Origin of the sequence: Stutzerimonas chloritidismutans (assembly GCF_038562055.1) — a bacterium.
Taxonomy (GTDB): domain Bacteria; phylum Pseudomonadota; class Gammaproteobacteria; order Pseudomonadales; family Pseudomonadaceae; genus Stutzerimonas; species Stutzerimonas chloritidismutans_A.
Map to the genome: position 1 here is coordinate 157,701 of NZ_JBCFXD010000004.1, position 21,298 is coordinate 178,998.

At 59.8% G+C, this 21,298-nt stretch carries 21 protein-coding genes and 1 tRNA gene; 13 read left to right on the forward strand and 9 right to left on the reverse strand.

Going from position 1 to position 21,298, the window contains the following annotated elements; genetic code table 11:
• Positions 1 to 57 precede the first annotated feature (57 nt).
• The 3 genes from yajC to queA are packed head-to-tail and all read right to left on the reverse strand — an operon-like array spanning position 58 to position 2,608.
• Positions 58 to 387, reverse strand: coding sequence for a preprotein translocase subunit YajC (gene yajC / locus AAGW23_RS08865; protein ID WP_021209500.1), 330 nt, complete (start codon positions 385 to 387; stop codon positions 58 to 60).
• 41 nt (positions 388 to 428) lie between these two features.
• Positions 429 to 1,544, reverse strand: coding sequence for a tRNA guanosine(34) transglycosylase Tgt (gene tgt / locus AAGW23_RS08870; protein WP_342406234.1), 1,116 nt, complete (start codon positions 1,542 to 1,544; stop codon positions 429 to 431).
• Positions 1,545 to 1,558: 14 nt separating this feature from the next.
• Positions 1,559 to 2,608, reverse strand: coding sequence for a tRNA preQ1(34) S-adenosylmethionine ribosyltransferase-isomerase QueA (gene queA, locus AAGW23_RS08875; RefSeq protein WP_342406108.1), 1,050 nt, complete (start codon positions 2,606 to 2,608; stop codon positions 1,559 to 1,561).
• A 115-nt stretch (positions 2,609 to 2,723) separates the two neighbouring features.
• Between queA and AAGW23_RS08880 the strand changes: the two genes are divergently transcribed.
• The 3 genes from AAGW23_RS08880 to AAGW23_RS08890 all read left to right on the forward strand — a co-directional run bounded on the left by AAGW23_RS08880 (position 2,724) and on the right by AAGW23_RS08890 (position 4,054).
• Positions 2,724 to 2,810: transfer RNA gene (locus AAGW23_RS08880), tRNA-Leu, on the forward strand.
• Positions 2,811 to 3,246: 436 nt separating this feature from the next.
• The gene (locus tag AAGW23_RS08885; protein WP_003284681.1) at positions 3,247 to 3,459 is read left to right on the forward strand and encodes a cold-shock protein; all 213 of its coding nucleotides are present in this window, start codon (positions 3,247 to 3,249) and stop codon (positions 3,457 to 3,459) included.
• Between the two features lie 97 nt (positions 3,460 to 3,556).
• Positions 3,557 to 4,054 (forward strand): RDD family protein, encoded by a 498-nt coding sequence (locus AAGW23_RS08890; RefSeq protein WP_342406111.1) that lies wholly within the window; start codon positions 3,557 to 3,559, stop codon positions 4,052 to 4,054.
• Positions 4,055 to 4,128: 74 nt separating this feature from the next.
• On the opposite strand, the gene lptG is transcribed toward AAGW23_RS08890, so the two are convergent.
• Together lptG and lptF are read right to left on the reverse strand one after the other, a co-directional pair.
• A complete protein-coding gene (gene lptG / locus AAGW23_RS08895; RefSeq protein ID WP_342406112.1) occupies positions 4,129 to 5,190 on the reverse strand; it encodes an LPS export ABC transporter permease LptG in 1,062 nt (353 codons plus the stop codon).
• Entirely contained in the window at positions 5,183 to 6,304 is a 1,122-nt protein-coding gene (gene lptF / locus AAGW23_RS08900; protein ID WP_342406113.1) for an LPS export ABC transporter permease LptF, read from the reverse strand. The genes lptG and lptF overlap by 8 nt, the downstream gene beginning before the upstream one ends.
• Before the next feature lie 185 nt (positions 6,305 to 6,489).
• Here lptF and AAGW23_RS08905 point away from each other — a divergent pair, with 185 nt between their 5' ends.
• The 8 genes from AAGW23_RS08905 to rlmF all read left to right on the forward strand — a co-directional run bounded on the left by AAGW23_RS08905 (position 6,490) and on the right by rlmF (position 16,396).
• Entirely contained in the window at positions 6,490 to 7,983 is a 1,494-nt protein-coding gene (locus tag AAGW23_RS08905) for a leucyl aminopeptidase (RefSeq protein WP_342406114.1), read from the forward strand.
• Between the two features lie 31 nt (positions 7,984 to 8,014).
• The gene (locus AAGW23_RS08910) at positions 8,015 to 8,434 is read left to right on the forward strand and encodes a DNA polymerase III subunit chi (RefSeq protein WP_342406115.1); all 420 of its coding nucleotides are present in this window, start codon (positions 8,015 to 8,017) and stop codon (positions 8,432 to 8,434) included.
• Positions 8,435 to 8,559: 125 nt separating this feature from the next.
• Positions 8,560 to 8,919: a DNA polymerase III subunit chi gene (locus AAGW23_RS08915; protein WP_342406116.1), complete on the forward strand. Its 360-nt coding sequence runs from the start codon at positions 8,560 to 8,562 to the stop codon at positions 8,917 to 8,919.
• Between the two features lie 157 nt (positions 8,920 to 9,076).
• Positions 9,077 to 11,911, forward strand: coding sequence for a valine--tRNA ligase (locus AAGW23_RS08920; RefSeq protein ID WP_342406118.1), 2,835 nt, complete (start codon positions 9,077 to 9,079; stop codon positions 11,909 to 11,911).
• 359 nt (positions 11,912 to 12,270) lie between these two features.
• Entirely contained in the window at positions 12,271 to 13,653 is a 1,383-nt protein-coding gene (nhaD, locus tag AAGW23_RS08925) for a sodium:proton antiporter NhaD (protein WP_342406119.1), read from the forward strand.
• 74 nt (positions 13,654 to 13,727) lie between these two features.
• On the forward strand, positions 13,728 to 14,024 hold the full coding sequence (locus tag AAGW23_RS08930) for a winged helix-turn-helix domain-containing protein (protein ID WP_342406120.1): 297 nt from the start codon (positions 13,728 to 13,730) through the stop codon (positions 14,022 to 14,024).
• Positions 14,025 to 14,194: 170 nt separating this feature from the next.
• On the forward strand, positions 14,195 to 15,364 hold the full coding sequence (locus AAGW23_RS08935; protein WP_342406121.1) for a YbfB/YjiJ family MFS transporter: 1,170 nt from the start codon (positions 14,195 to 14,197) through the stop codon (positions 15,362 to 15,364).
• Between the two features lie 45 nt (positions 15,365 to 15,409).
• Positions 15,410 to 16,396 (forward strand): 23S rRNA (adenine(1618)-N(6))-methyltransferase RlmF, encoded by a 987-nt coding sequence (gene rlmF / locus AAGW23_RS08940; RefSeq protein ID WP_342406122.1) that lies wholly within the window; start codon positions 15,410 to 15,412, stop codon positions 16,394 to 16,396.
• A 50-nt stretch (positions 16,397 to 16,446) separates the two neighbouring features.
• Here the strand turns inward: rlmF and AAGW23_RS08945 are convergent, their stop codons facing one another.
• The 3 genes from AAGW23_RS08945 to AAGW23_RS08955 all read right to left on the reverse strand — a co-directional run bounded on the left by AAGW23_RS08945 (position 16,447) and on the right by AAGW23_RS08955 (position 18,120).
• Complete coding sequence (locus AAGW23_RS08945; RefSeq protein ID WP_045425197.1) at positions 16,447 to 16,638, reverse strand: hypothetical protein; 192 nt, start codon at positions 16,636 to 16,638, stop codon at positions 16,447 to 16,449.
• 148 nt (positions 16,639 to 16,786) lie between these two features.
• A complete protein-coding gene (locus AAGW23_RS08950) occupies positions 16,787 to 16,909 on the reverse strand; it encodes a hypothetical protein (RefSeq protein WP_342406125.1) in 123 nt (40 codons plus the stop codon).
• Positions 16,909 to 18,120, reverse strand: coding sequence for an MFS transporter (locus AAGW23_RS08955; protein WP_342406126.1), 1,212 nt, complete (start codon positions 18,118 to 18,120; stop codon positions 16,909 to 16,911). The genes AAGW23_RS08950 and AAGW23_RS08955 overlap by 1 nt, the downstream gene beginning before the upstream one ends.
• Before the next feature lie 148 nt (positions 18,121 to 18,268).
• On the opposite strand from AAGW23_RS08955, the gene yejK reads away from it, so the two are divergent.
• Positions 18,269 to 19,276: a nucleoid-associated protein YejK gene (gene yejK, locus AAGW23_RS08960; protein ID WP_342406127.1), complete on the forward strand. Its 1,008-nt coding sequence runs from the start codon at positions 18,269 to 18,271 to the stop codon at positions 19,274 to 19,276.
• A gap of 182 nt (positions 19,277 to 19,458) precedes the next feature.
• The gene (locus AAGW23_RS08965; RefSeq protein ID WP_102835884.1) at positions 19,459 to 20,256 is read left to right on the forward strand and encodes an undecaprenyl-diphosphate phosphatase; all 798 of its coding nucleotides are present in this window, start codon (positions 19,459 to 19,461) and stop codon (positions 20,254 to 20,256) included.
• 48 nt (positions 20,257 to 20,304) lie between these two features.
• Here the strand turns inward: AAGW23_RS08965 and AAGW23_RS08970 are convergent, their stop codons facing one another.
• Positions 20,305 to 21,243, reverse strand: coding sequence for a glutathione S-transferase family protein (locus AAGW23_RS08970; protein WP_148926516.1), 939 nt, complete (start codon positions 21,241 to 21,243; stop codon positions 20,305 to 20,307).
• Positions 21,244 to 21,298: the final 55 nt, after the last annotated feature.

Here is a 21,298-nt window from a genome sequence, read left to right on the forward strand (position 1 = left end):
GTCTAATGACGCGGGGCGCCTTGCGCGCCCCGTCGTTGGTGTTGAGTAGAAGTCAGCTCAGATGGCCTTCAGCGTGCCCTTGGGCAGCGTTGCGGCGATCGCCACCTTCTGGAACTTCAGCTCCACCGAGTCGGAGACTTCGATCACAACGAAGTCATCAGAAACCTTGGTGACCTTGCCAGCGATACCGCCGGAAGTTACCACTTCGTCGCCCTTCTGCAGGCCGCCGATCAGGTTCTTATGCTCTTTTGCACGCTTGGCCTGCGGGCGCCAGATCATTAGATAGAAGATGACCAGAAAGCCGACCAGAAACAACCACTCGAAACCACTACCAGCGGGACCAGCGGCAGCCTCTTGAGCGTAGGCGGCGGGAATCAGAAAGCTCATGTAGCACTCCTGTTGCAGAGATCAGTTAAGTTATGGATTCGTCACGCAAGCGGCGGCGTTGGCAGGCCGCGCTTGGCATAGAAGGCGTCGACAAAGGCCGCCAATGTACCCTGTTGAATAGCTTCGCGTAAACCAGCCATCAGGCGCTGATAGTGCCGCAAGTTGTGGATCGTATTGAGCATGCTGCCTAACATTTCGCCGCATTTATCCAGATGATGCAGGTAGGCTCGAGAGAAGTGTCTGCAGGTGTAACAATCACAGTCCGGATCCAGCGGCGAATTATCGTAGCGGTGCGAGGCGTTGCGGATCTTGACCACCCCGACATCGGTAAACAAGTGCCCGTTTCGCGCATTACGGGTCGGCATCACGCAATCGAACATATCCACCCCACGACGCACACCTTCGACGAGGTCTTCCGGCTTGCCAACGCCCATCAAGTAGCGGGGCTTATCGGCCGGCATCCGTGATGGCAGAAAATCAAGCACACGAATCATCTCTTCTTTTGGCTCTCCAACGGAAAGCCCGCCGATCGCCAGACCGTCAAAACCGATCTCGCATAAGCCTTCCAGTGAGCGCATGCGCAGCGACTCGTGCATGCCGCCCTGCACGATGCCGAACAGTGCCGCCGGACTATCGCCGTGGGCGTCTTTTGAACGCTTGGCCCACCGCAGCGACAACTCCATGGAGCGACGCGCAACGTCCTCGTCCGCCGGGTAAGGCGTGCACTCATCGAAGATCATTACGATGTCGGAGCCAAGATCACGCTGAACCTGCATCGACTCTTCAGGGCCCATGAAGACTTTGGCCCCGTCGACTGGCGAGGCGAAATAAACGCCCTCCTCCTTGATTTTGCGCATCGCCCCCAAGCTGAACACCTGAAAGCCACCGGAGTCCGTCAGGATCGGCCCCTGCCACTGCATGAAGTCATGCAGATCTCCGTGCGCCTTGATCACTTCGGTACCGGGCCGCAGCCACAGATGGAACGTATTGCCGAGGATAATCTGCGCTCCGATCCCCTCAATATCGCGCGGCAGCATGCCTTTCACCGTGCCGTAGGTACCCACCGGCATGAAGGCCGGGGTTTCCACGGTACCGCGCGGAAAGGTCAGACGGCCGCGGCGCGCTCGCCCCTCGGTCGCCAGCAGCTCGAAGGACATGTGACAGGTACGACTCATTGGGAATCCTCGGGGCCGCATGGGGCTGGATTGCGTGTGATAAACATGGCATCGCCGTAACTGAAGAAGCGATAACCCTCGGCGATGGCCTCGGCATAGGCAGCCATGGTTTCTGGATAGCCCGCAAACGCAGACACCAGCATCAGCAGGGTTGATTCAGGCAAATGAAAGTTGGTGACGAGCGCGTCGACCACGTGAAATGGCTTGCCCGGATAGAGAAAAATGTCGGTATCGCCACTAAAAGGCTTCAGCACACCGTCGCGCGCCGCACTCTCCAGCGAACGCACACTGGTAGTACCCACAGCCACTACGCGGCCGCCTCGGGCACGGCAAGCTGCCACCGCATCGACAACGGCCTGATCAACTTCGAGCCATTCACTGTGCATATGGTGCTCTTCGATGCGCTCGACACGCACGGGCTGAAAGGTGCCCGCACCTACATGCAGGGTGACAAACGAACTCTCAACGCCTTTGTCACGAAGGGCATCCAGCAACTCGGCATCGAAATGCAATCCGGCAGTCGGTGCAGCCACTGCGCCCGCCCGCTGGGCATAGACCGTCTGATAGCGCTCACGGTCCGCGGCATCGTCAGGCCGATCGATATAGGGGGGTAACGGCATATGACCGACGCGCTCCAGCAAGGGCAACACGTCCTGATCGAACGCCAATTCGAACAGTGCATCATGCCGTGCCAGCATCAGCGCCTCGCCGCCGCCGTCGATGTGAATTCCACTCCCTGGCTTGGGCGATTTGCTGGATCGGATATGCGCCAGCACCCGGCGACCATCGAGCACACGTTCGATCAGCACTTCGACTTTGCCGCCAGACGCTTTCTGGCCGAACAGACGCGCCGGAATCACCCTTGTGTTATTGAAAACCATCAGGTCGCCGGCGCGCACGTAATCGAGCAACTCAACGAAACGGTGGTGACCAAGCGTACCGGTCGAACCGTCGAGCGTCAGCAACCGACTGGCACGACGCTCGGCCAATGGATGTCGAGCGATCAGCGAATCAGGGAGATCGAAGGAAAAAGCGGAGACTTGCATTGAAAAGATCAGCACGGAACAACAGGGGGCGCAAAGCTTAGCGGAAACACCTCATTCTTACTACGCCAGACGATTGACCGCTCCGCAATGCATCCCTATACTGCGCCGCCACTGAGCCTCGATGGCGGAATCGGTAGACGCAGCGGATTCAAAATCCGCCGTTGGTAACAACGTGAGAGTTCGAGTCTCTCTCGAGGCACCATACTTCAGTGACCAGAAGCAGCTATCGCTTCTGATGGGGGGACCCGCAGCGAGAAGCGGTTTCACCGACCTGCGACAGGCCAACAGCGCCCTGCTGAAGCAAGCCTTACGCTTCATGGAAAAAGTTTCGTACTGGCGGCGCGCCATACAGCACCGTCTGAACCAAACTGCGATAAGTCGAATTTCCGCAGCACCAAATAGCACTGTAAGCACCGCTTGCGGTGGGCATAATCTATGGCTCCAAGGGCTTGGCATCGCCCAGCGAGTTATCGTAGAGTGTGCCCACTGTGTTTGCATGGGTCGCTGTTGAATCGTGGCCTGGTGCAGTAGATCTCAAGATCCGCTACATCCGTTCGACTCTTTACTCCTTGCAACCAGTTTCCGCTTTCTGCATTTGCAGAGGCGCTTCCACTATTGAGTTTCAAGGATACAAAGCTATGTCGAATCGTCAGAACGGTACCGTCAAGTGGTTTAACGACGAAAAAGGTTTTGGTTTCATCACTCCCGAGAGCGGTCCGGATCTGTTCGTGCATTTCCGCGCGATCGAAGGCAATGGCTTCAAGAGCCTTAAAGAAGGCCAGAAAGTCAGCTTTGTAGCTGTACAAGGTCAAAAGGGCATGCAGGCTGACCAGGTACAAATCCAGGAATAAGCCCCGCTCCGAAAGCCCCTGATGGCAACATCAGGGGCTTTTTTATGCGCGCGCTTCCGTAGAATGCGCCACTGCCTTTCCTAGCGAGACAATATGCATGCGCAACCACCCACTCAGCCCGCAAGGCCCGTTTCCTGCCGCCGGCCTGGTTCGTCGACTCGCCGCCATCTTCTATGATGCTTTCCTGTCGATCGCACTGATGATGGTGGTTACGCTGTTCTACCAGCAGGTGCTCTTGCGTTTTTTTTATGGAAACGAAGGCCTCAAAGCAGTGGCGGAATCCGGCGGACTCGATATAGATCCGATCCTCTCGACGCTACTGCTGTTCACCCTGTTCGCCTTCTTTGCCAAGTTCTGGACACATAACGGCCAGACTCTTGGAATGCAAGTATGGGGCGTGCGCATACAGAATGCCGATGGCAGCGCCATCGACCTGTGGCAGGCCCTGCTGCGCTTCCTGATTGCGATCATGTCCTGGCTTGCCCTGGGGCTGGGCTATTGGTGGATGCTGATCGACAAGAAGCGGAGAACCTGGCATGACATCTACTCGGAGAGCCAGGTCGTGCAGCTACCAAAGAACATCCATAAAAAATAGCGCCAGACGGCGAGTCATTCTTGCTCGACTGATCAAACCCCGCAGGCCCAGATTTCGAGCCTGCGGAACTGCGATCACCCCGCCCGCCGCAATAGCCAGACACCTGCCAGCGCGCAGACAGTCGCCGGCACCGCCACTGCCAGCAGCGGCGAGAAGCCGAACACCTGGCTTGCCGGACCCAACAGGTCCTGCAAAATGCGGAACACGAAACCAACAATGACACCGGTGAAGATACGCTGACCGAGCGTTACGGAGCGCAACGGTCCAAAAATGAAAGAGATTGCCAGCAACACCAGCGCCACTGTCACCGCTGGCTGCAATACCTTGCTCCAGAATGCCAGCCAGTAGCGACCATTGTTCAGTCCCTGTTCACCCAAATAGTGGATATAGCGCCACAACCCGGTGATCGACAACGCATCTGGCTCCATCACGACAGTACCGACCAGCTGAGGCGTGAGCTGAACATCCCAACGCTCCTCGGCGACTTTCGTTACTTCAGTGTGATCGCCTCGGAAATGCGTCGTAGCAACATCGCTGAGCAACCACTGCTCGTCCTCGTAGCGTGCGCGGCGGGCAAAACTTGCGGACAACAACTGACGCTTTTCGTCAAATCGGTAGCGGGTGACTCCGAGCAGCAGACCACTCGGCTGCACCGCATTGATATGCACAAATTCGTCACCCTGGCGATGCCAGAGCCCGCGCTTGCTGCTCTGCGCTTCGCCAGCGCCCTGTGCCGAAGAGCGAGTGGCCTGTGCGATGTTTTCGCTCCAAGGCGATAGATATTCACCTATCAGCACACCGACCAGAAGCAGTAGCAGCATCGGTTTCATCACAGCCAGCACGATGCGCCCGAGAGACACGCCGGCAGCCCGCATGATGGTCAGCTCGCTACTGCTCGCCAGTGTGCCAAGCCCGATAAGGCAGCCGATCAAGGCGGCCATCGGCAACATTTCGTAGATCCGGGACGGCGTGGTGAGCAGTACGTAAACGGCGGCGTTCAACGTGCCGTAGCTACCTTTCACATCACCCAGTTCGTCGATAAACGCGAACAGCAATGCAAGGCCGACAATAATGCCGAGTACCGTCAGAATCGCCAGCAGAACGTGGCTGCCAATGTAGCGATCAAGCTTACGCATGGGCAGCCCTCGACAGACTGCGGCGCTTGCTGATTGCAAGCCTCAGCGGTTCCCAATAAAGCATCAGCATCCCTATCGCGAAGAAGATTCCGTGCACCCACCAGAGCCCCAACGCCGGAGGGATTCGACCCTTGTCCAGCGAACCCCGGGCAGCGATGAGCAACGCGAGGTAGGCCATATACAGAAGGATTGCGGGCAGCAGCTTCAAGAAACGCCCCTGCCTCGGATTCACTTTCGACAGCGGGACCGCGAGCAACGTGACGATGAACACCAGCAGTGGCAGCGACAGACGCCACTGCAGCTCGGACTGCAGACGAATGTCGTCACTCCCAAGCAGATCGAGCGTCGGCATTGATTCACGCTCGCTCAACTCGACGCTGACCTCCGGCCGGGGCAACAGCACGCCATAAGTGTCGTACTGGATTGCCCGATAATCGGCCTGTCCCGGGTTGCCGTCATAGCGGTAGCCGTTTTCCAGAATCAGATAACGGCTGCCGTCAGGCTGGATCTCCTGACGTCCGCTTTCGGCTACCAGAACGGAGAGCCCGCGCTTTTCGCCGGTCGCGCTGGAGAGGTTGGTTTCGGAGATAAACACGCCGGCCAACTCGGTACGATCAGCAGTCAGCTCGCGGGTATAGGTCACGCGTGTGCCATCGCGCAGGGTCTGAAAGCGACCCGGCACCAGCGTGTCGAACTCAGTCAGTGAATCCTGTTCATTAAGGATACGATCAACCTCTGCTACACCCTGAGGCGCCAGCCCTAGACTCAGCCAGCCGACCAGCCCGGCGACCAGCGCAGCCGGCGCCAAGCTATAGGTCAGCAGACGGCGCTGACTCATGCCGGTAGCTGAAAGCACGGTCATTTCACTGTCGAGATAGAGCCGCCCGTAGGCCAGCAGAATACCGAGAAACAGGCCTAGCGGCAGAATCAGCTGGAGGAACCCCGGCAGGCGGAACCCCATGATCATCAGCAGCACACCGGGATCGAGCAGCCCCTGTGCGGCCTGCGCCAGGTATTTGATGAAACGCCCGCTCATGATGATGACCAGCAGCACGGCACTTACCGCGCTAAGGGTGACCAGAAGCTCACGGGACAGGTAACGAAAGACGATCAAACCGGACACTCCAGGGTTGTCAGGCTCCGGCGGCTACGCTCAAACTAGCCACCAAGCAGCCGGCCCGTACGTAACAGAGCGTTGGAGTCACTCAGCATTTTCCAACGCCCCGGTAGACGAACCACCGGAAAATAAGCCCGGCATTATCCTGCAAACCCGACTCTTTGTCTTGGGGACTCGACGCCATGGAATTCGTTGTAAAGAACACCAAAGCCGCTGCCGCAAAAACAGCCACCCTGGTTCTGCCCGTTGGCGAAGAGGGTCTGCTCGGTGCAACAGCCCAAACCGTCGACCAGGCCACCGGCGGCGCGATCAGTACAGTGCTCAAGCGCGGCGACCTGAAAGGCAAAGCGGGACAGACGCTGTTGCTGCACGGTCTGCCAAACATCAAGGCCGATCGCGTTCTACTGGTTGGCACCGGCAAGGACGACGAGCGCGACGGGCGCCAGTGGCGAAAGATCGCCGCAGCCGTCCTCGGAGTACTCAAAGGCCTTGCCGGAAGCGATGCGACCTTTGCCCTACAAGATGTGCAGGTCAAGGACCGTGATACCTATGCACGTGCTCGCATGCTGGTCGAGGTATTGGCCGATGGCCAGTACGTGTTTGACCAGTTCAAGAGCAAGAAGAACGACGAACCCAAGCTCGGCAAGATCACCCTATTAACTGACAAAGCGGATCAGGAACGCGTCGAGCAGGCTGCTCGTCACGCCGCCGCGATTGCCGCCGGCATGAGCTTCGCCCGTGACCTTGGCAACCTGCCGCCGAATATCTGCCATCCCAACTACGTGGCCGATCAGGCCAAGCAGCTCGGCAAGACCTTCAAAGGCCTGAAAGTCGAGATTCTGGACGAAAAGAAGCTGCGTGAACTTGGCGCGGGCTCGTTTCTCGCTGTATCCCAAGGCAGTGATCAACCCGGTTGCATCGTGGTCATGCAATACAACGGCGGCAAAAAAGGCGAACAGCCCTACGCACTGGTCGGCAAAGGCATCACGTTCGACACCGGAGGCATCAGCCTCAAACCCGGCCAGGGCATGGACGAAATGAAGTACGACATGTGCGGTGCCGCCAGTGTGCTCGGCACCTTCCGCGCTGCCTTGGAGCTTGAACTGCCGATCAATCTTGTCGGCCTACTCGCCTGCGCGGAAAACATGCCGAGCGGCAACGCCACCCGCCCCGGCGACATAGTCACCACCATGAGCGGCCAGACCGTTGAGATCCTCAACACCGACGCCGAAGGCCGTTTGGTGCTCTGCGACACCCTGACCTATGCCGAGCGTTTCAAGCCACGCGCGGTGATCGACGTGGCCACCCTGACCGGCGCCTGCATCGTAGCGCTGGGCAGCAACACGTCCGGCCTGCTAGGCAACAACGACGAACTGCTGCAGCAAGTACTGGGCGCCGGTCAGAAAGCCGACGACCGCGCCTGGCAATTGCCGCTGTTTGACGAGTATCAAGAACAGCTCGACAGCCCCTTCGCCGACATCGCCAACATCGGCGGCCCCAAGGCCGGCACCATCACCGCGGCCTGTTTCCTTTCACGCTTCACCAAGGCCTACCCCTGGGCGCACCTGGACGTCGCCGGTACTGCGTGGATCAGTGGCGGCAAGGAAAAAGGCGCAACGGGACGTCCGGTTCCCCTGCTGACCCAGTACCTGCTGGACCGAGCCGAGCAGGCATGAACGACACGAGCGTAACGAGCGTAAACCCGGCATGACTCGGATCGAGTTCTACGTATTGCCTGACAGCGAGCAGGCGGGCCGCGCGAGAGCGGCCTGCCAGTTGGCAAGCAAAGGCTGGCAGCACGGCCTGTCGGTGTTCATTCGGTGCCAGGACGACCAGCAGTGCAATGAACTCGACGAGCTTCTGTGGACCTTTCGTGCAGAACGTTTCATCCCGCATGAACTGCATGGGGTCGATCCACTTGCCCCTGTGGTGATTGGTACAGAGCAGCCACCCGCCTCGGTACAGGGCTTGCTGATCAACCTTTCAACGACGCTATCGCCGCATACCGACCAGTTCAGCCGGGTGATCGAGATCGTCAATCAGCAGCCTGAGCTACTGACCGTCTGCCGGGACAACTTTCGCCTCTATCGGCAGCGTGGCTATGATCCAAAGAGAGTCGAACTGTAACGCACGATGGCTGCAAGCGAAGGAGTCGCCAAGCCTGCCACCGATGGACATCAATAGCTTCTGGGCCAATGCCCGATCAGGATCGCCTTAACACGCCTGGACGCTCAATTCCGGATGCCCCGTACATGACGCAATCGCGCCCCCCTAAAGCCCACCTTCTAGATGACCTGGAATCCATTCGCACGCTGCTGGGCGACCAGGACGCTCCACTGCTGAGTGAAACGCTGGATCCAGACAGCATTCCGCTGCTTTCGGACATCGTCGAACAGGCACCAGCAGCCGAACCGGAGATCGAACCACGCGAGCCTGCCGTGCGTACAGCCTTCCGAACGCTTGCCGAGCGTCATCTCGACCACGAGCTGAGAAATGCCGCGCAACTCATCCTGCAAGAGGTCATCGATGATTTCGTGCCCCAGATCGAAGCCGAACTGCGGGTTCGCCTGGAGGCACGCGCCGCGCAGCTGATCAAGTCCCATCGCTCCTGACTCGCTGACGACAAAGGCACACGCTGCGCCGGAAAAGGCATTCACGCGCCCTCAGCTGTGCCAGCAGGACAAAAGCGGCATCGCAACCCTGCCGATCATCCACTTTGCCTTTATACTTGCCCGCTTTTCCGATCAGCCGTTCTAAGGGTCCCGCCGCATGGACAAGACCTACCAGCCGCACGCCATCGAAACCTCCTGGTACCAGACCTGGGAATCGAACAATTATTTCGCGCCCCAAGGTTCAGGCGAGCCCTACACCATCATGATCCCGCCGCCGAACGTCACCGGCAGCCTGCATATGGGTCATGGTTTCAACAATGCCATCATGGATGCACTGATTCGTTTCCGGCGGATGCAGGGTCGCAACACCTTGTGGCAGCCCGGCACCGATCATGCCGGCATCGCCACTCAGATGGTGGTGGAGCGTCAACTGGGCGCTCAGGGCGTCAACCGTCACGACCTGGGCCGCGAGAAGTTTCTCGACAAGGTCTGGGAGTGGAAGGAAGAATCCGGCGGCAACATCACCCGTCAGATCCGCCGTCTAGGTTCTTCGGTGGACTGGTCGCGTGAGCGCTTCACCATGGACGCAGGGCTATCCAACGCCGTAAAGGAAGCCTTTGTCCGCCTGCACGAAGATGGCCTCATCTACCGCGGCAAGCGCCTGGTCAACTGGGACACCAAGCTGCACACCGCGATCTCCGATCTTGAAGTCGAGAACCATGATGAGAAAGGTCACCTCTGGCATCTGCGCTATCCGTTGGCCGATGGTTGCAAGACGGCCGATGGCGAGAATTATCTGGTCGTAGCGACCACCCGGCCCGAAACCATGCTGGGCGACGCTGCGGTCGCGGTGCACCCTGAGGACGAGCGCTACAAGAACCTCATCGGCCGCCACATCATGCTGCCGCTGGTGAACCGCCTGATCCCGATCATCGCCGACGATTACGTCGACCTCGAATTCGGCACCGGCTGCGTGAAAATCACCCCGGCACATGACTTCAACGACTACGAGGTGGGCAAGCGTCATCACCTGCCGCTGATCAACATCTTCGATCAAAACGCCTGCATCCTGGCGCGTGCCCAGGTGTTCAACATCGACGGCTCGCTGAACGACAAGATCGACGGCAGTCTGCCGGACGGCTACGCCCACATGGACCGCTTCGATGCGCGCAAGGCCATCGTCGCCGAATTCGACGCCATGAGCCTGCTGGAAAAGATCGACGACCACGGGCTGAAAGTACCCCGCGGCGACCGCTCCGGCACCATCATCGAGCCGTGGCTGACCGACCAGTGGTACGTTTCTACCAAGCCGCTGGCCGAGAAGGCCATCGCCGCCGTCGAAAGCGGCGACATCCAGTTCGTGCCCAAGCAGTACGAGAACATGTACTTCAGCTGGATGCGCGACATCCAGGACTGGTGCATCAGCCGTCAGCTGTGGTGGGGCCACCGTATTCCGGCCTGGTACGACGAAGCGGGCAATGTCTACGTCGGCCGCGACGAAGTGGAGGTACGCAGCAAGTACAACCTGTGCAACAACGTTGAACTGCGTCAGGACGAGGACGTGCTGGATACCTGGTTCAGCTCCGGACTGTGGACTTTCTCCACTCTCGGCTGGCCCGAGCAGACCGATTTCCTCAAGACCTTCCACCCTACCGACGTATTGGTCACCGGCTTCGACATCATCTTCTTCTGGGTAGCCCGGATGATCATGCTGTCGACCCATCTGACCGGGCAGATTCCGTTCAAGACCGTATACGTGCACGGGCTCGTTCGTGATGGCCAAGGTCAGAAGATGTCCAAATCCAAGGGCAACGTCCTTGACCCACTGGATATCGTCGACGGCATTACACTCGACGAGCTGCTGCAGAAACGTACCAGCGGCATGATGCAGCCCAAGCTGGCCGAGAAGATCGCCAAGCAGACCCGCACCGAGTTTCCTGAGGGCATTGCCAGCTACGGCACCGACGCCCTGCGTTTCACCTTCTGCTCGCTGGCCTCTACCGGTCGCGACGTGAAGTTCGACATGGGTCGCGTCGAGGGTTATCGCAACTTCTGCAACAAGATCTGGAACGCCGCCAACTTCGTCTTCGAGAACACCGAGGACAAGGACACGGGGATCAATGACGAACCCGTTGAGCTGTCGTCGGTGGATCGCTGGATCATTTCCTCGCTGCAGCGCACCGAAGCCGAGGTCACCCGTCAGCTCGAGGCCTTCCGCTTCGACCTGGCCGCTCAAGCCCTGTATGAGTTCATCTGGGACGAGTATTGCGCCTGGTACCTGGAACTGGTCAAACCGGTCCTGTGGGACGAAGCGGCCAGCGTCGAACGCCAGCGCGGCACGCGGCGCACGCTGGTTCGGGTACTGGAAACGGCGCTGCGCCTGGCACATCCGTTCATGCCTTTCATCACCGAAGAAATCTGGCAGCGCGTCGCACCGCTGGCCGGCAAGTCCGGGCCGACACTGATGCTGCAATCCTGGCCGGAATTCAACCCGGAGCGCATCGACGAAGCTGCTGAAGGTGATGTCGAGTGGGTCAAGGCCCTCATGCTGGGTATCCGCCAGATCCGCGGCGAGATGAATATCTCAATGGCCAAGCGCATCGATGTAGTGCTGGCCGACGCCTCGGCCGAAGACCAGCGTCGCCTCGCCGATAACGAACCGCTACTGAAGAAACTGGCCAAGCTGGAAAGCGTTCGCGTCCTCGCCCAAGGCGAAGAACCGCCGCTGTCGGCCACGGCGCTGGTCGGTGACATGCAGGTGCTGGTGCCCATGGCCGGCCTGATCGACAAGGACGCCGAACTTGCCCGGCTCGACAAGGAGATAGGTCGACTGGACGGCGAAGTGAAGCGCGTAGGCGGCAAGCTCGGCAACGCCGGCTTTGTCGACAAGGCGCCCGCCGAAGTCATCGACAAGGAGCGCGCCAAACTGGCGGAGGCTGAACAAGCCAAAGCCAGACTGCTCGAGCAGCGCGAGCGCATCGCCAGCCTGTAAACAAGCGAAAGGCCAGCACTTGTTGTGCTGGCCTTTTTGCTTAGATAACTGCGCTTGATTGATGACAAGTCGCCTTCAGCGCCGCTAGTACACTATGCCGCATCCGACAATAACGAATTGCAACTGACAGGCCTGAACCCACGCGGAAAGCTCCACGACATGAAGTAAGTCAGCAGCGAAGCAAACCCGAGGCGGTTTGCCCTACGCGCAACCGTTCACGACGCAGGTAAAACCTTCCGTACCGCGGTTACTTAATTCTCTCGCACCGCCAGTCGCCCATTTTTTTTAGCCTGTCAGCCCCGAGCCAGAACAACAACCCGAATGGCCCGGCACGGTTTATAAAAAATGGAGCCCCTCCGATGTATGTACTCATGGCTGTTCTATTTGTTCTGGGCTATCTATGCATAGCCTTCGAGCATCCGCTGAAAATTGACAAGGCCGCCGCTGCAATCCTCACAGCCGTGCTGTGCTGGACCGCATTGATACTCGGTGCGGAATCCATCGTGCCGCTGTTGCCATCTGCCGCGCATAACCCAGGCGAACCTTCAGCCTTTGTAGTCGAATCGCTGAGACATCATCTGGGCGAAATCTCAGAGATTTTGTTCTTCCTGCTCGGCGCCATGACCATCGTCGAACTCATCGATTCCCACGAAGGTTTCAAGGTCATCACTGACCGGATCCAGACGCGCAAGCGCGTGCACCTGTTGTGGATCATCGGCTTCCTGACCTTCTTCCTGTCCGCCGCGCTGGACAACCTGACCACCACCATCGTCATGGTCTCGCTGCTGCGCAAACTGATCCGCGGCCGCCCCGAACGCTGGCTGTTCGTCGGCGTCGTGGTGATCGCCGCCAACGCGGGCGGCGCCTGGTCGCCGATTGGCGACGTCACCACCACCATGCTCTGGATTGGTAACCAGATCACCGCCTCAGGGGTGATTGTCGGATTGTTTATCCCGAGCCTGGTCTGCCTGCTTGTTCCGCTGCTGATCCTCAGCTTCAGCATGCGCGGCGAAGTGCCCCGCCCGGGTGCTCGAGCGCACTTGGCCGAGAGTAATCCGCCAGCCACGACGGCATTCGAACGCAACCTGGTATTGGCACTCGGCATTGGTGCGTTGGTATTCGTGCCGGTCTTCAAGACCGTGACCCACCTGCCACCCTATATGGGCATCCTGTTCGGGCTCGGCGTGCTCTGGGTCACAACCGAGTTCCTGCATCGTCACAAGGAAGACGATCACAAGCACCCGCTTTCGGTCGTGGGTGTCCTGCGCAAGGTTGATACCCCAAGCGTGCTGTTCTTCCTTGGTATCTTGCTGGCCGTTGCGGCACTTGCTACAGCCGGTCATTTGACCCAGGTCGCGACGGCGCTGCGCGACTCGCTCGGTCACATCTATCCGATCAATTACAGCATTGGCCTGCTCTCGGCGGTGGTGGACAACGTGCCATTGGTCGCCGGCTCGATGAAAATGTACCCGCTGATAAGTCCGGAAACCCTTGATGCTGCGCCAGCCGCTGAAGCCGCTTGGCTGTCGCAGTTCGTCGTCGACGGCAACTTCTGGGAGATGCTCGCCTATTGCGCCGGGACGGGTGGCAGCACGCTGATCATTGGCTCGGCCGCAGGCGTTGCAGCCATGGGCATGGAAAAGATCAGCTTCACTTGGTACGTAAAGCGCGTCAGCCTGCTGGCTTTCCTCGGCTATACAGCCGGCGCCGTGACCTATATAGGCATGCTCGCGCTGCGTTGAGCCACTCAGGCGGGCCTGTCGAAGCCGCACGCGCGGCGGTCAACGGGCCCAGCCCTCACTGTTATGGAGCCGTGATGACAGTCAGCAAAACCAAAAGCAGTTTCTATCGCCGTCTGTATGTTGCCTGGCTGATTGATAGCGGTGTCGCCACCAGCGTGCCCGCCCTGGTAGACGCAACCGGAATGCCGCGCAGAACGGCGCAGGATACGTTGGCGGCGCTTGTCGATCTGGACATCGACTGCCGCTTTACGCAGGACGACGGCGAGCGGCATAACGCCGGGCACTATCGAATCCACGACTGGGGCGCGATCGACCCACAATGGATCAAGCGCAACCTGGAGCAGATCAAGTCCGTTCTCGGTTATCCGTGACCGCGAGCCGTAACCATCCACTCAGGTGCCGCTCGGCGGCACCAAACCTGGGCGCGGGTGTAGCCATCATTCGCGTACCCGCAACGCACACCTCAACCATCAGTAGCGTGGTCCTTTGCCTGGCGCGCCGTTAAGCTGTTCGGCCTCTTCGCCCGCATGGTTAGTCGTCAATGTCTCAACGCCCCGCCCTGTTCCCGGCTCTGCTCGCTGGTGCCACCCTGTTGCTGGTTGTCCACGGCCTCGGGCGATTCGTCTACACGCCGCTGCTGCCGTGGCTGGTGGAGGACGGCGCGCTCACCGTGCAGCAGGGCGCGAACGTCGCCAGCTGGAATTATCTGGGCTACCTGATTGGCGCGCTGCTCGCTCTGCGCTGGCACCAGGTTGGTCAGATTCGCAGGAGCCTTCCTTGGGCACTGGTACTGCATGTCGGGACCACACTGGCGCAGACCCAAGCCGAATCGGTAGAGGTGCTTTCAGCACTGCGCCTGCTCAATGGCATCAGCAATGGACTGGTTTTTGTGCAGGCTCCCTCGCTGCTGCTGGAATGGCTGGCGCGTCATCGCCGCGTCTCCTCCAGTGGCCTGGTCTATCTTGGCGCTTGCGTTGGGCTGATCGTGTCCAGTTTGATGGTCAGCTTAAGCAACGGTGTGCTCGAGGGTGCTGATCGTTGGTGGCCTGCGGCGATTCTGTCTATCCCGCTCTCATGGTGGGGCTGGCGCAAACTGGCGAGCCTCGACCTGCCTCCCGAAGAACCCCAAAGCACTGCCACAAAGCCCCGGAGCGCGCGCCTGCTGGACCGCGCCAGTACACCGCTGTTTCTCTCGTATGCAGGCGCCGGTATGGGTTATATCTTGCCGATGACCTTCTTGCCGATGGTTGCGCGGTTGCAGGTCGAACCGGGAGACATGCTGGTGGAGAGCAGCTGGTTGGTGGTCGCACTGGCTACCCTGCCCTCACCCTGGCTCTGGAACCGCCTCGGCGCTCTGCTCGGCGATACGCTGGCACTGCGCTTCAGTTATGTCACGCAACTGGTCGGTGTGCTGGCTGCGCTGTTGCTGCCCGGCGCACCGGGGATCCTGATATGTGCCGTCCTGGTCGGCGGCACCTTTCTTGGCACCGTGTTGCTGACCCAGCGCCTGGCACGCGCCCTTCATCCGCACCAGGGACCGCGACTGTCAGCAGCGCTGATTGCACTCTACAGCCTGACCCAACTGGCCGGCCCCTGGCTTACTGGCGTCTGGCTAAGCATGGGCGGTTCCCTGCACAGCGCCTTCTGGCTCGGTGCCGGCGCATTGCTATGGGGACTGGTATGGATGCTGCTGGTGCCACGTCGGGCGTGAAAGCTGTGGGACAATACGGACTTTTACCGCTAGCGGCAGCCGACCATGACATCCAGACCCGCCACACCGCCACCGCGCAAGGCCAAGCCAGCGGTCGAGAAGGCCGTGCTGCACCCTCGTAACCGCCATACCGGGCGCTATGACTTTCCGGCGCTGATAGCGGGCAGCCCCGAGTTGGCGAGGTTCGTCGTCGTCAATCCCTACGGCAAGCAAAGCATCAATTTTGCCGATCCGGAGGCAGTCCGCGTCTTCAATCGCGCACTGCTCAAACAGTTCTACGGAATCGTGCACTGGGATATACCGCCGGGTTACCTGTGCCCGCCGATACCAGGCCGGGCCGACTATCTGCACGGTCTGGCCGACTTGCTGGCTGACGAAAACGCTGGTGAGATTCCGCGCGGCGCAAGCATTCACGCACTGGACATCGGCACCGGCGCCAACTGCATTTACCCGTTGATCGGTCTGCGCGAATACGGCTGGCGTTTTACCGGGTCCGATATCGACGCAACGGCGCTGGCGTCGGCCCGTACCATCGTCACCGCGAACAAGCTCGGCAAGAGCATTGAACTGCGCGCGCAGCAGCACCCTCGCCACGTATTTGAGATTCTGCTGCAGGCCGACGATCGCTTCGACGTCACACTCTGCAATCCACCCTTCCATGCCTCGCAAGCAGAAGCCAGCAGTGGCAGCCAGCGAAAGTGGCGCAACCTTGGCAAGCTCGACCCCAAGCGCAAACTGCCCGCGCTTAACTTCGGCGGTCAGGCAGCGGAACTCTGGTGTGAAGGTGGAGAGGCAGCATTTATCGCGCTGCTGGCGGAAGAAAGTCGTGGCGTGAGCCAACAAGTCTGCTGGTTCAGCACGCTGGTTTCGAAAGCGAGCAACGTGCAGGCTCTACAGGCTCGGCTCAAGAAGCTTGGCGCCCAACAAGTACGCGTATGCGAAATGTCCCAGGGGCAAAAGCGCAGCCGCTTCGTGGCCTGGACCTACCTCGATAATGAACAGCGCGCGAAGTGGCGGAGTGATCACTGGTGAGTCGCCAGTAGGGCTGATCGCTTTCCGAAGGATCAGCTGAGCAACTTACTTCAGACGGCAATATCCCAGCGCTGGCGATCTTTCAGGGCCAGCGTCTGGATATACCTCGGCTCCCCGTTGATTTCTTCCAGCTCGGTCATCCCGGCGAGTTCGCCGACGACGCGATAGCGCTTGCCGACGCGTTTGTCCTGCAGCGGATAGAGCTGGGCAATCTGTTGGGCGAGTTCGGTAAGAGTGGACATGGTTCGGTAGCTCCAGATAACTGCATGCCGCAGCTTTTTACAGGCCTTAGGTTACGATTCAACGACAACCTTCCTTCGTCTCGCCTGTTGGAGCCATCCGTTGCGCAATTGATTCCCTGACAGAAGCAAAAACTACCCGAACGATTGATCAACAGATCCCTACACCCAGCTGCAACAGTGCCAGGCCACCCTGCTGCCAGCCCCACCAGGCCGCGACCAAAAGCAGCGAAGCCAACAGGGCGCCGCCAGCCCATAACCAGCCGCGGCGCATCAGGTCATACCTGCCGCCAAGCGCACACGCTCGACGGGCTGCTCACGAATCGGCCAATTGAGTGCTGCAGCCATCAGGCTCAGCGCGATGGAAATTTGCCAGACCAGGTCATAACTACCAGTCGTGTCATACACCCAACCGCCCAGCCAGCCGCCAAAGAACGAGCCGATCTGGTGGAACAGAAACACGATGCCGCCCAACATCGACAAATTGCGCACGCCAAACAGCGTAGCGACCGTGCCGTTGGTCAAGGGCACGGTAGAGAGCCACAACAGCCCCATAGCGATGCCGAAGGCATAGGCGGTCCACAGCGTCAGCGGTGCAAAGAAAAACGCGCTGATTACTACGGCCCGGGCCAGGTAAAGCGCCGTCAGCAATTTCGGCTTCGAATAACAACCGCCCAGCCAGCCCGCCGTGTAGGTGCCGATAATGTTGAACAGGCCAACCAGTGCCAGAACGGTCGTGCCGGCCATCGCAGGCAACTGCTTGTCGACCAGATAGGCCGGCAAGTGAATACCGATGAACACCACCTGAAACCCGCAGACAAAGAAACCCAGCGCCAGCAGCCGGAAGCCAGAGTGGCTGACCGCTTCACGCAGCGCCTCCATCAGCGTTTGCTGCGGGCCGGTCACCGGCGCTGCTGGTCCGCTGCGCAGCATCAGCGCCAGCGGCATGATCAGCGCCACCAGCAAACCCAGCGCAAGCAAGGCCGACGACCAGCCCAACCAGCCAATCAGACCAAGCGTGCCAGGCAGCATGGCAAACTGCCCGAACGAACCCGCTGCGCTGGCAATACCCATCGCCATGCTGCGTTTTTCGACCGGAACCGCGCGCCCGACTGCACCAAGGATCACGGAAAAGGAGGTGCCGGAAAGCCCCAGCCCGATCAGCAGGCCAGCGCTGAGTGACAACGAAACCGGCGAATCCGCGCCCGCCATCAGCAACAGGCCGACCGCGTAGAGCACACCACCGAGCAGCACTGCACGGGCCACACCAAAACGGTCCGCCAGCGCGCCGGTGACCGGCTGCGCCAGGCCCCAGATCAGATTCTGCAAGGCAATGGCAAACGCAAAGGTTTCACGCCCCCAGCCGAATTCGGCGCTCATCGGTGGCAGAAAAAGGCCGAACCCATGCCGGATACCCAGGGAAAGAGCAAGGATCAAGGAGCCGCCCAGCAGGATCCAGGTACTGTTGCGCCAAATCGCATTCATCGCTGACACACTTTGCAAAAATCGAGGGGGATCCATCTTACTCGCAACCACCTCGTCATCCACCTCCCCTTTTTATTCCTTGGACGACGAGCGACGGGGCTGCTCGGGTAAACTGCCGCCTGTCTGCCTTTCCCGACGCGAGTACCCCATGCCGATTCGCCACTGCATCGTTCACCTGATCGAAAAAAAGCCGGACGGCACGCCTGCCGTTCTCCATGCCCGGGACTCGGAGCTGGGTGATTCCCAGGCCATCGAGAACCTGCTGGCCGATCTCAACGAGAGCTACAACGCCAAGCAGGGCAAAGCCTGGGGCTTCTTCCATGAGGAATCCGGCGCCTACCCCTTCAGCGGCTGGCTCGCGCAGTACATTGAAGGCAATCAGGACTTCACCGCGTTCAGCCGCCAGGCGGTCGAGCATCTGCAGAAGCTGATGGAAGAGTCCAACCTGTCAACCGGCGGCCACGTGCTGTTCGCTCACTACCAGCAAGGTATGACCGATTACCTGGCGATCGCCCTGCTGCATCACAGCAATGGCGTGACCGTGACCGACGCACTGGATGTGGCCGAAGCCAGACACCTCGACCTGGGCCAACTGCATCTGGCGACACGCATCAACATCTCCGAGTGGAAGAACAACAAGCAGTCCAGGCAGTACATCTCATTCATCAAGGGCAAGAACGGCAAGAAGGTGTCCGAGTACTTCCGCGACTTCATCGGTTGCCAGGAAGGCGTCGACGGCCCGGGCGAAACGCGCACGCTGCTCAAGGCCTTCAGCGATTACGTCGAGAGCGAAGACCTGCCCGACGAAAAGGCACGTGAGAAAACCAGCGCACTGGTGGGTTACGCCAGCAGTCAGTCCAAGATCGGCGAACCGATGTCACTGGAGGAATTGTCCGGCGTTATCGACGAGGAGCGGCCACGCGCCTTCTACGACCACATCCGCAACAAGGACTATGGCCTTTCGCCGGAGATTCCCGCTGACAAGCGCACCCTGAACCAGTTTCAGCGGTTCACCGGGCGTGCCGAGGGGCTGTCGATCAGCTTCGAATCACATCTGCTGGGCTCGAAAGTCGAGTACGACGAAGCCCGCGACATGTTGATCATTCGCAACCTGCCGACGCAGCTGACCGATCAACTCAAGCGCCGCAAGGGATAAGGCGCCGGGCAGCGACGCCTGTTCAGGTCGGAGGCTGCTGAGGCTCTGGGCCAAACCCGCGCAAGGCACTCTCGCTACGAAAATCTGCCTTCCCGCTGGAATGAAACGGCCATCTGCCAGTCAGATGGCTGCTTATCGCTGCCGCAACCCCCCGCTCTATCCGTAACGGCTAAGGAATCACAATGGATTGGCTTCACCTGATTATTCTGTCCCTGGTGCAGGGCATTACCGAATTTCTCCCGATTTCCTCTTCCGCCCACCTGATCCTTCCTTCGCAAGTGCTTGGATGGCCCGACCAGGGCCAGGCATTCGACGTTGCGGTGCACGTCGGCACATTGCTCGCCGTATTGATCTGCTTCCGTCACGAAGTGATCGCGACCACCCGCGGCTGGCTGGCGCATGTGTTCCGTCGGCAGGTCAGTGCCGAAAGCCGTCTGGGTTGGGCGATTATCATTGGCACCCTGCCAGCCGGAATCATCGGCTTGCTGCTGGAAGACTATATCGAGCAGTACACCCGTTCGATGCTGTTCATTGCGGCAACGACCATCATCTTTGGCCTGCTGCTGTGGTACGCCGACGTCAAAGGCCGACGTGTCGCCGAAATGGACCAGCTGACCTGGAAAAGCGCACTGATCATCGGCTTTGCCCAGGCGCTAGCACTGATTCCCGGTACATCGCGCTCGGGTATCACCATGACTGCGGCCCTGTTGCTCGGCTTCACCCGGCAGACTGCTGCACGCTTCTCCTTTCTGCTGTCGATACCGCTGATTCTCGCCGCAGGCGGCCTGAAAGCGGTCGAACTGGCTCAGTCAGGTGAAGCTGCGCCGTGGAATGACATTTTCATCGGGGCAGCACTGTCGTTCATAGCCGCTTTCCTTTGCATCAAGCTGTTCCTCAAGGCGCTCGACGCGCTGGGCATGCTGCCTTTCGTGATCTATCGCCTGCTGCTGGGCGTGACACTGCTGTTCATCGCGCTCTGACGAGCGTCGATGGAGGCCCGCGCAACACATGTGCGCGGGCCCGATACATCAACGCGCGTCGATGCGATAACCCATACGCGGGAAGTGCACATGCACGACGCCAGCACGCTCATCCTCACGTCGCAGAATCAACTCTTCCACGCCAGCGAAGACCAGCTCACCCTCGACAGGATCGGTGCCGTAGTCCACTGCGGAGATGGTCACGGCCTGGCCCGCTTCGAACCCGTTGGGTTCAGAGAATGGCTCATCCGGAAGATCGGCCGGCGTTGCCTCGCGGGCGATAGCGACGGCGTCCTCGGCTGACAGCTCGGACAGTGAGCCATGCCCCACGGCCAGCACTTTACCCAGCCAGGCTGCTACGTCCGGATAGGCGTCAATCAGCGGCGCCGTCACCGGTGTGCCCTTGAGGAACCAGAGGCAATGGGCGACGGAGAAATCAGCCACGCAGGGTGCGCTGCCAAGCAGAAACTCTCCGTTACCACGCGCCAGTTGCTGTTGTAGGCGCGCCATCAGGACCGGCCAATGGTTCTTCGCCTGCTCCAGCGGAACCCGAGCCGCCGAGCCGCTGCTGAACAACGCAGCGCGGTCCTTGCTGAACACCTCGATGAACGCCTTGGGCACTTGAGCGAAACGCATCGCCATAGACTCAGGCTGGAACACCAAGCTCACAGCATGCAGAAACAGCACCGAGTCAGCCCACTGCGCCAGCGTAGCCGCGACGAACTCCTGTCCTTCCGGAAACAGCGCCGGTGTGGCTTTCTCGGCCTCCAGACGACGCGCAATCAATGCGGTGTCGCAATAGATGTCCGCGCCAATCTGCAGCACCGGCGTCCGCCGATAGCCACCTGTCAGCGCGGTCAGATCCGGTTTTGGCATCACCGGAGGAATTTGCACCGAGCGCCAGGAAAGCTGCTTGAAACCCAGCATCAGCCGCGCTTTTTCGGCAAAGGGCGAGGTTGGATAGTGGTGCAGGATCACTTCGTGCATTGCAGGCTCCGCCAGTCGTTAGGTAGACCGGCAGCTTACTCGCGCCAACGGAGGC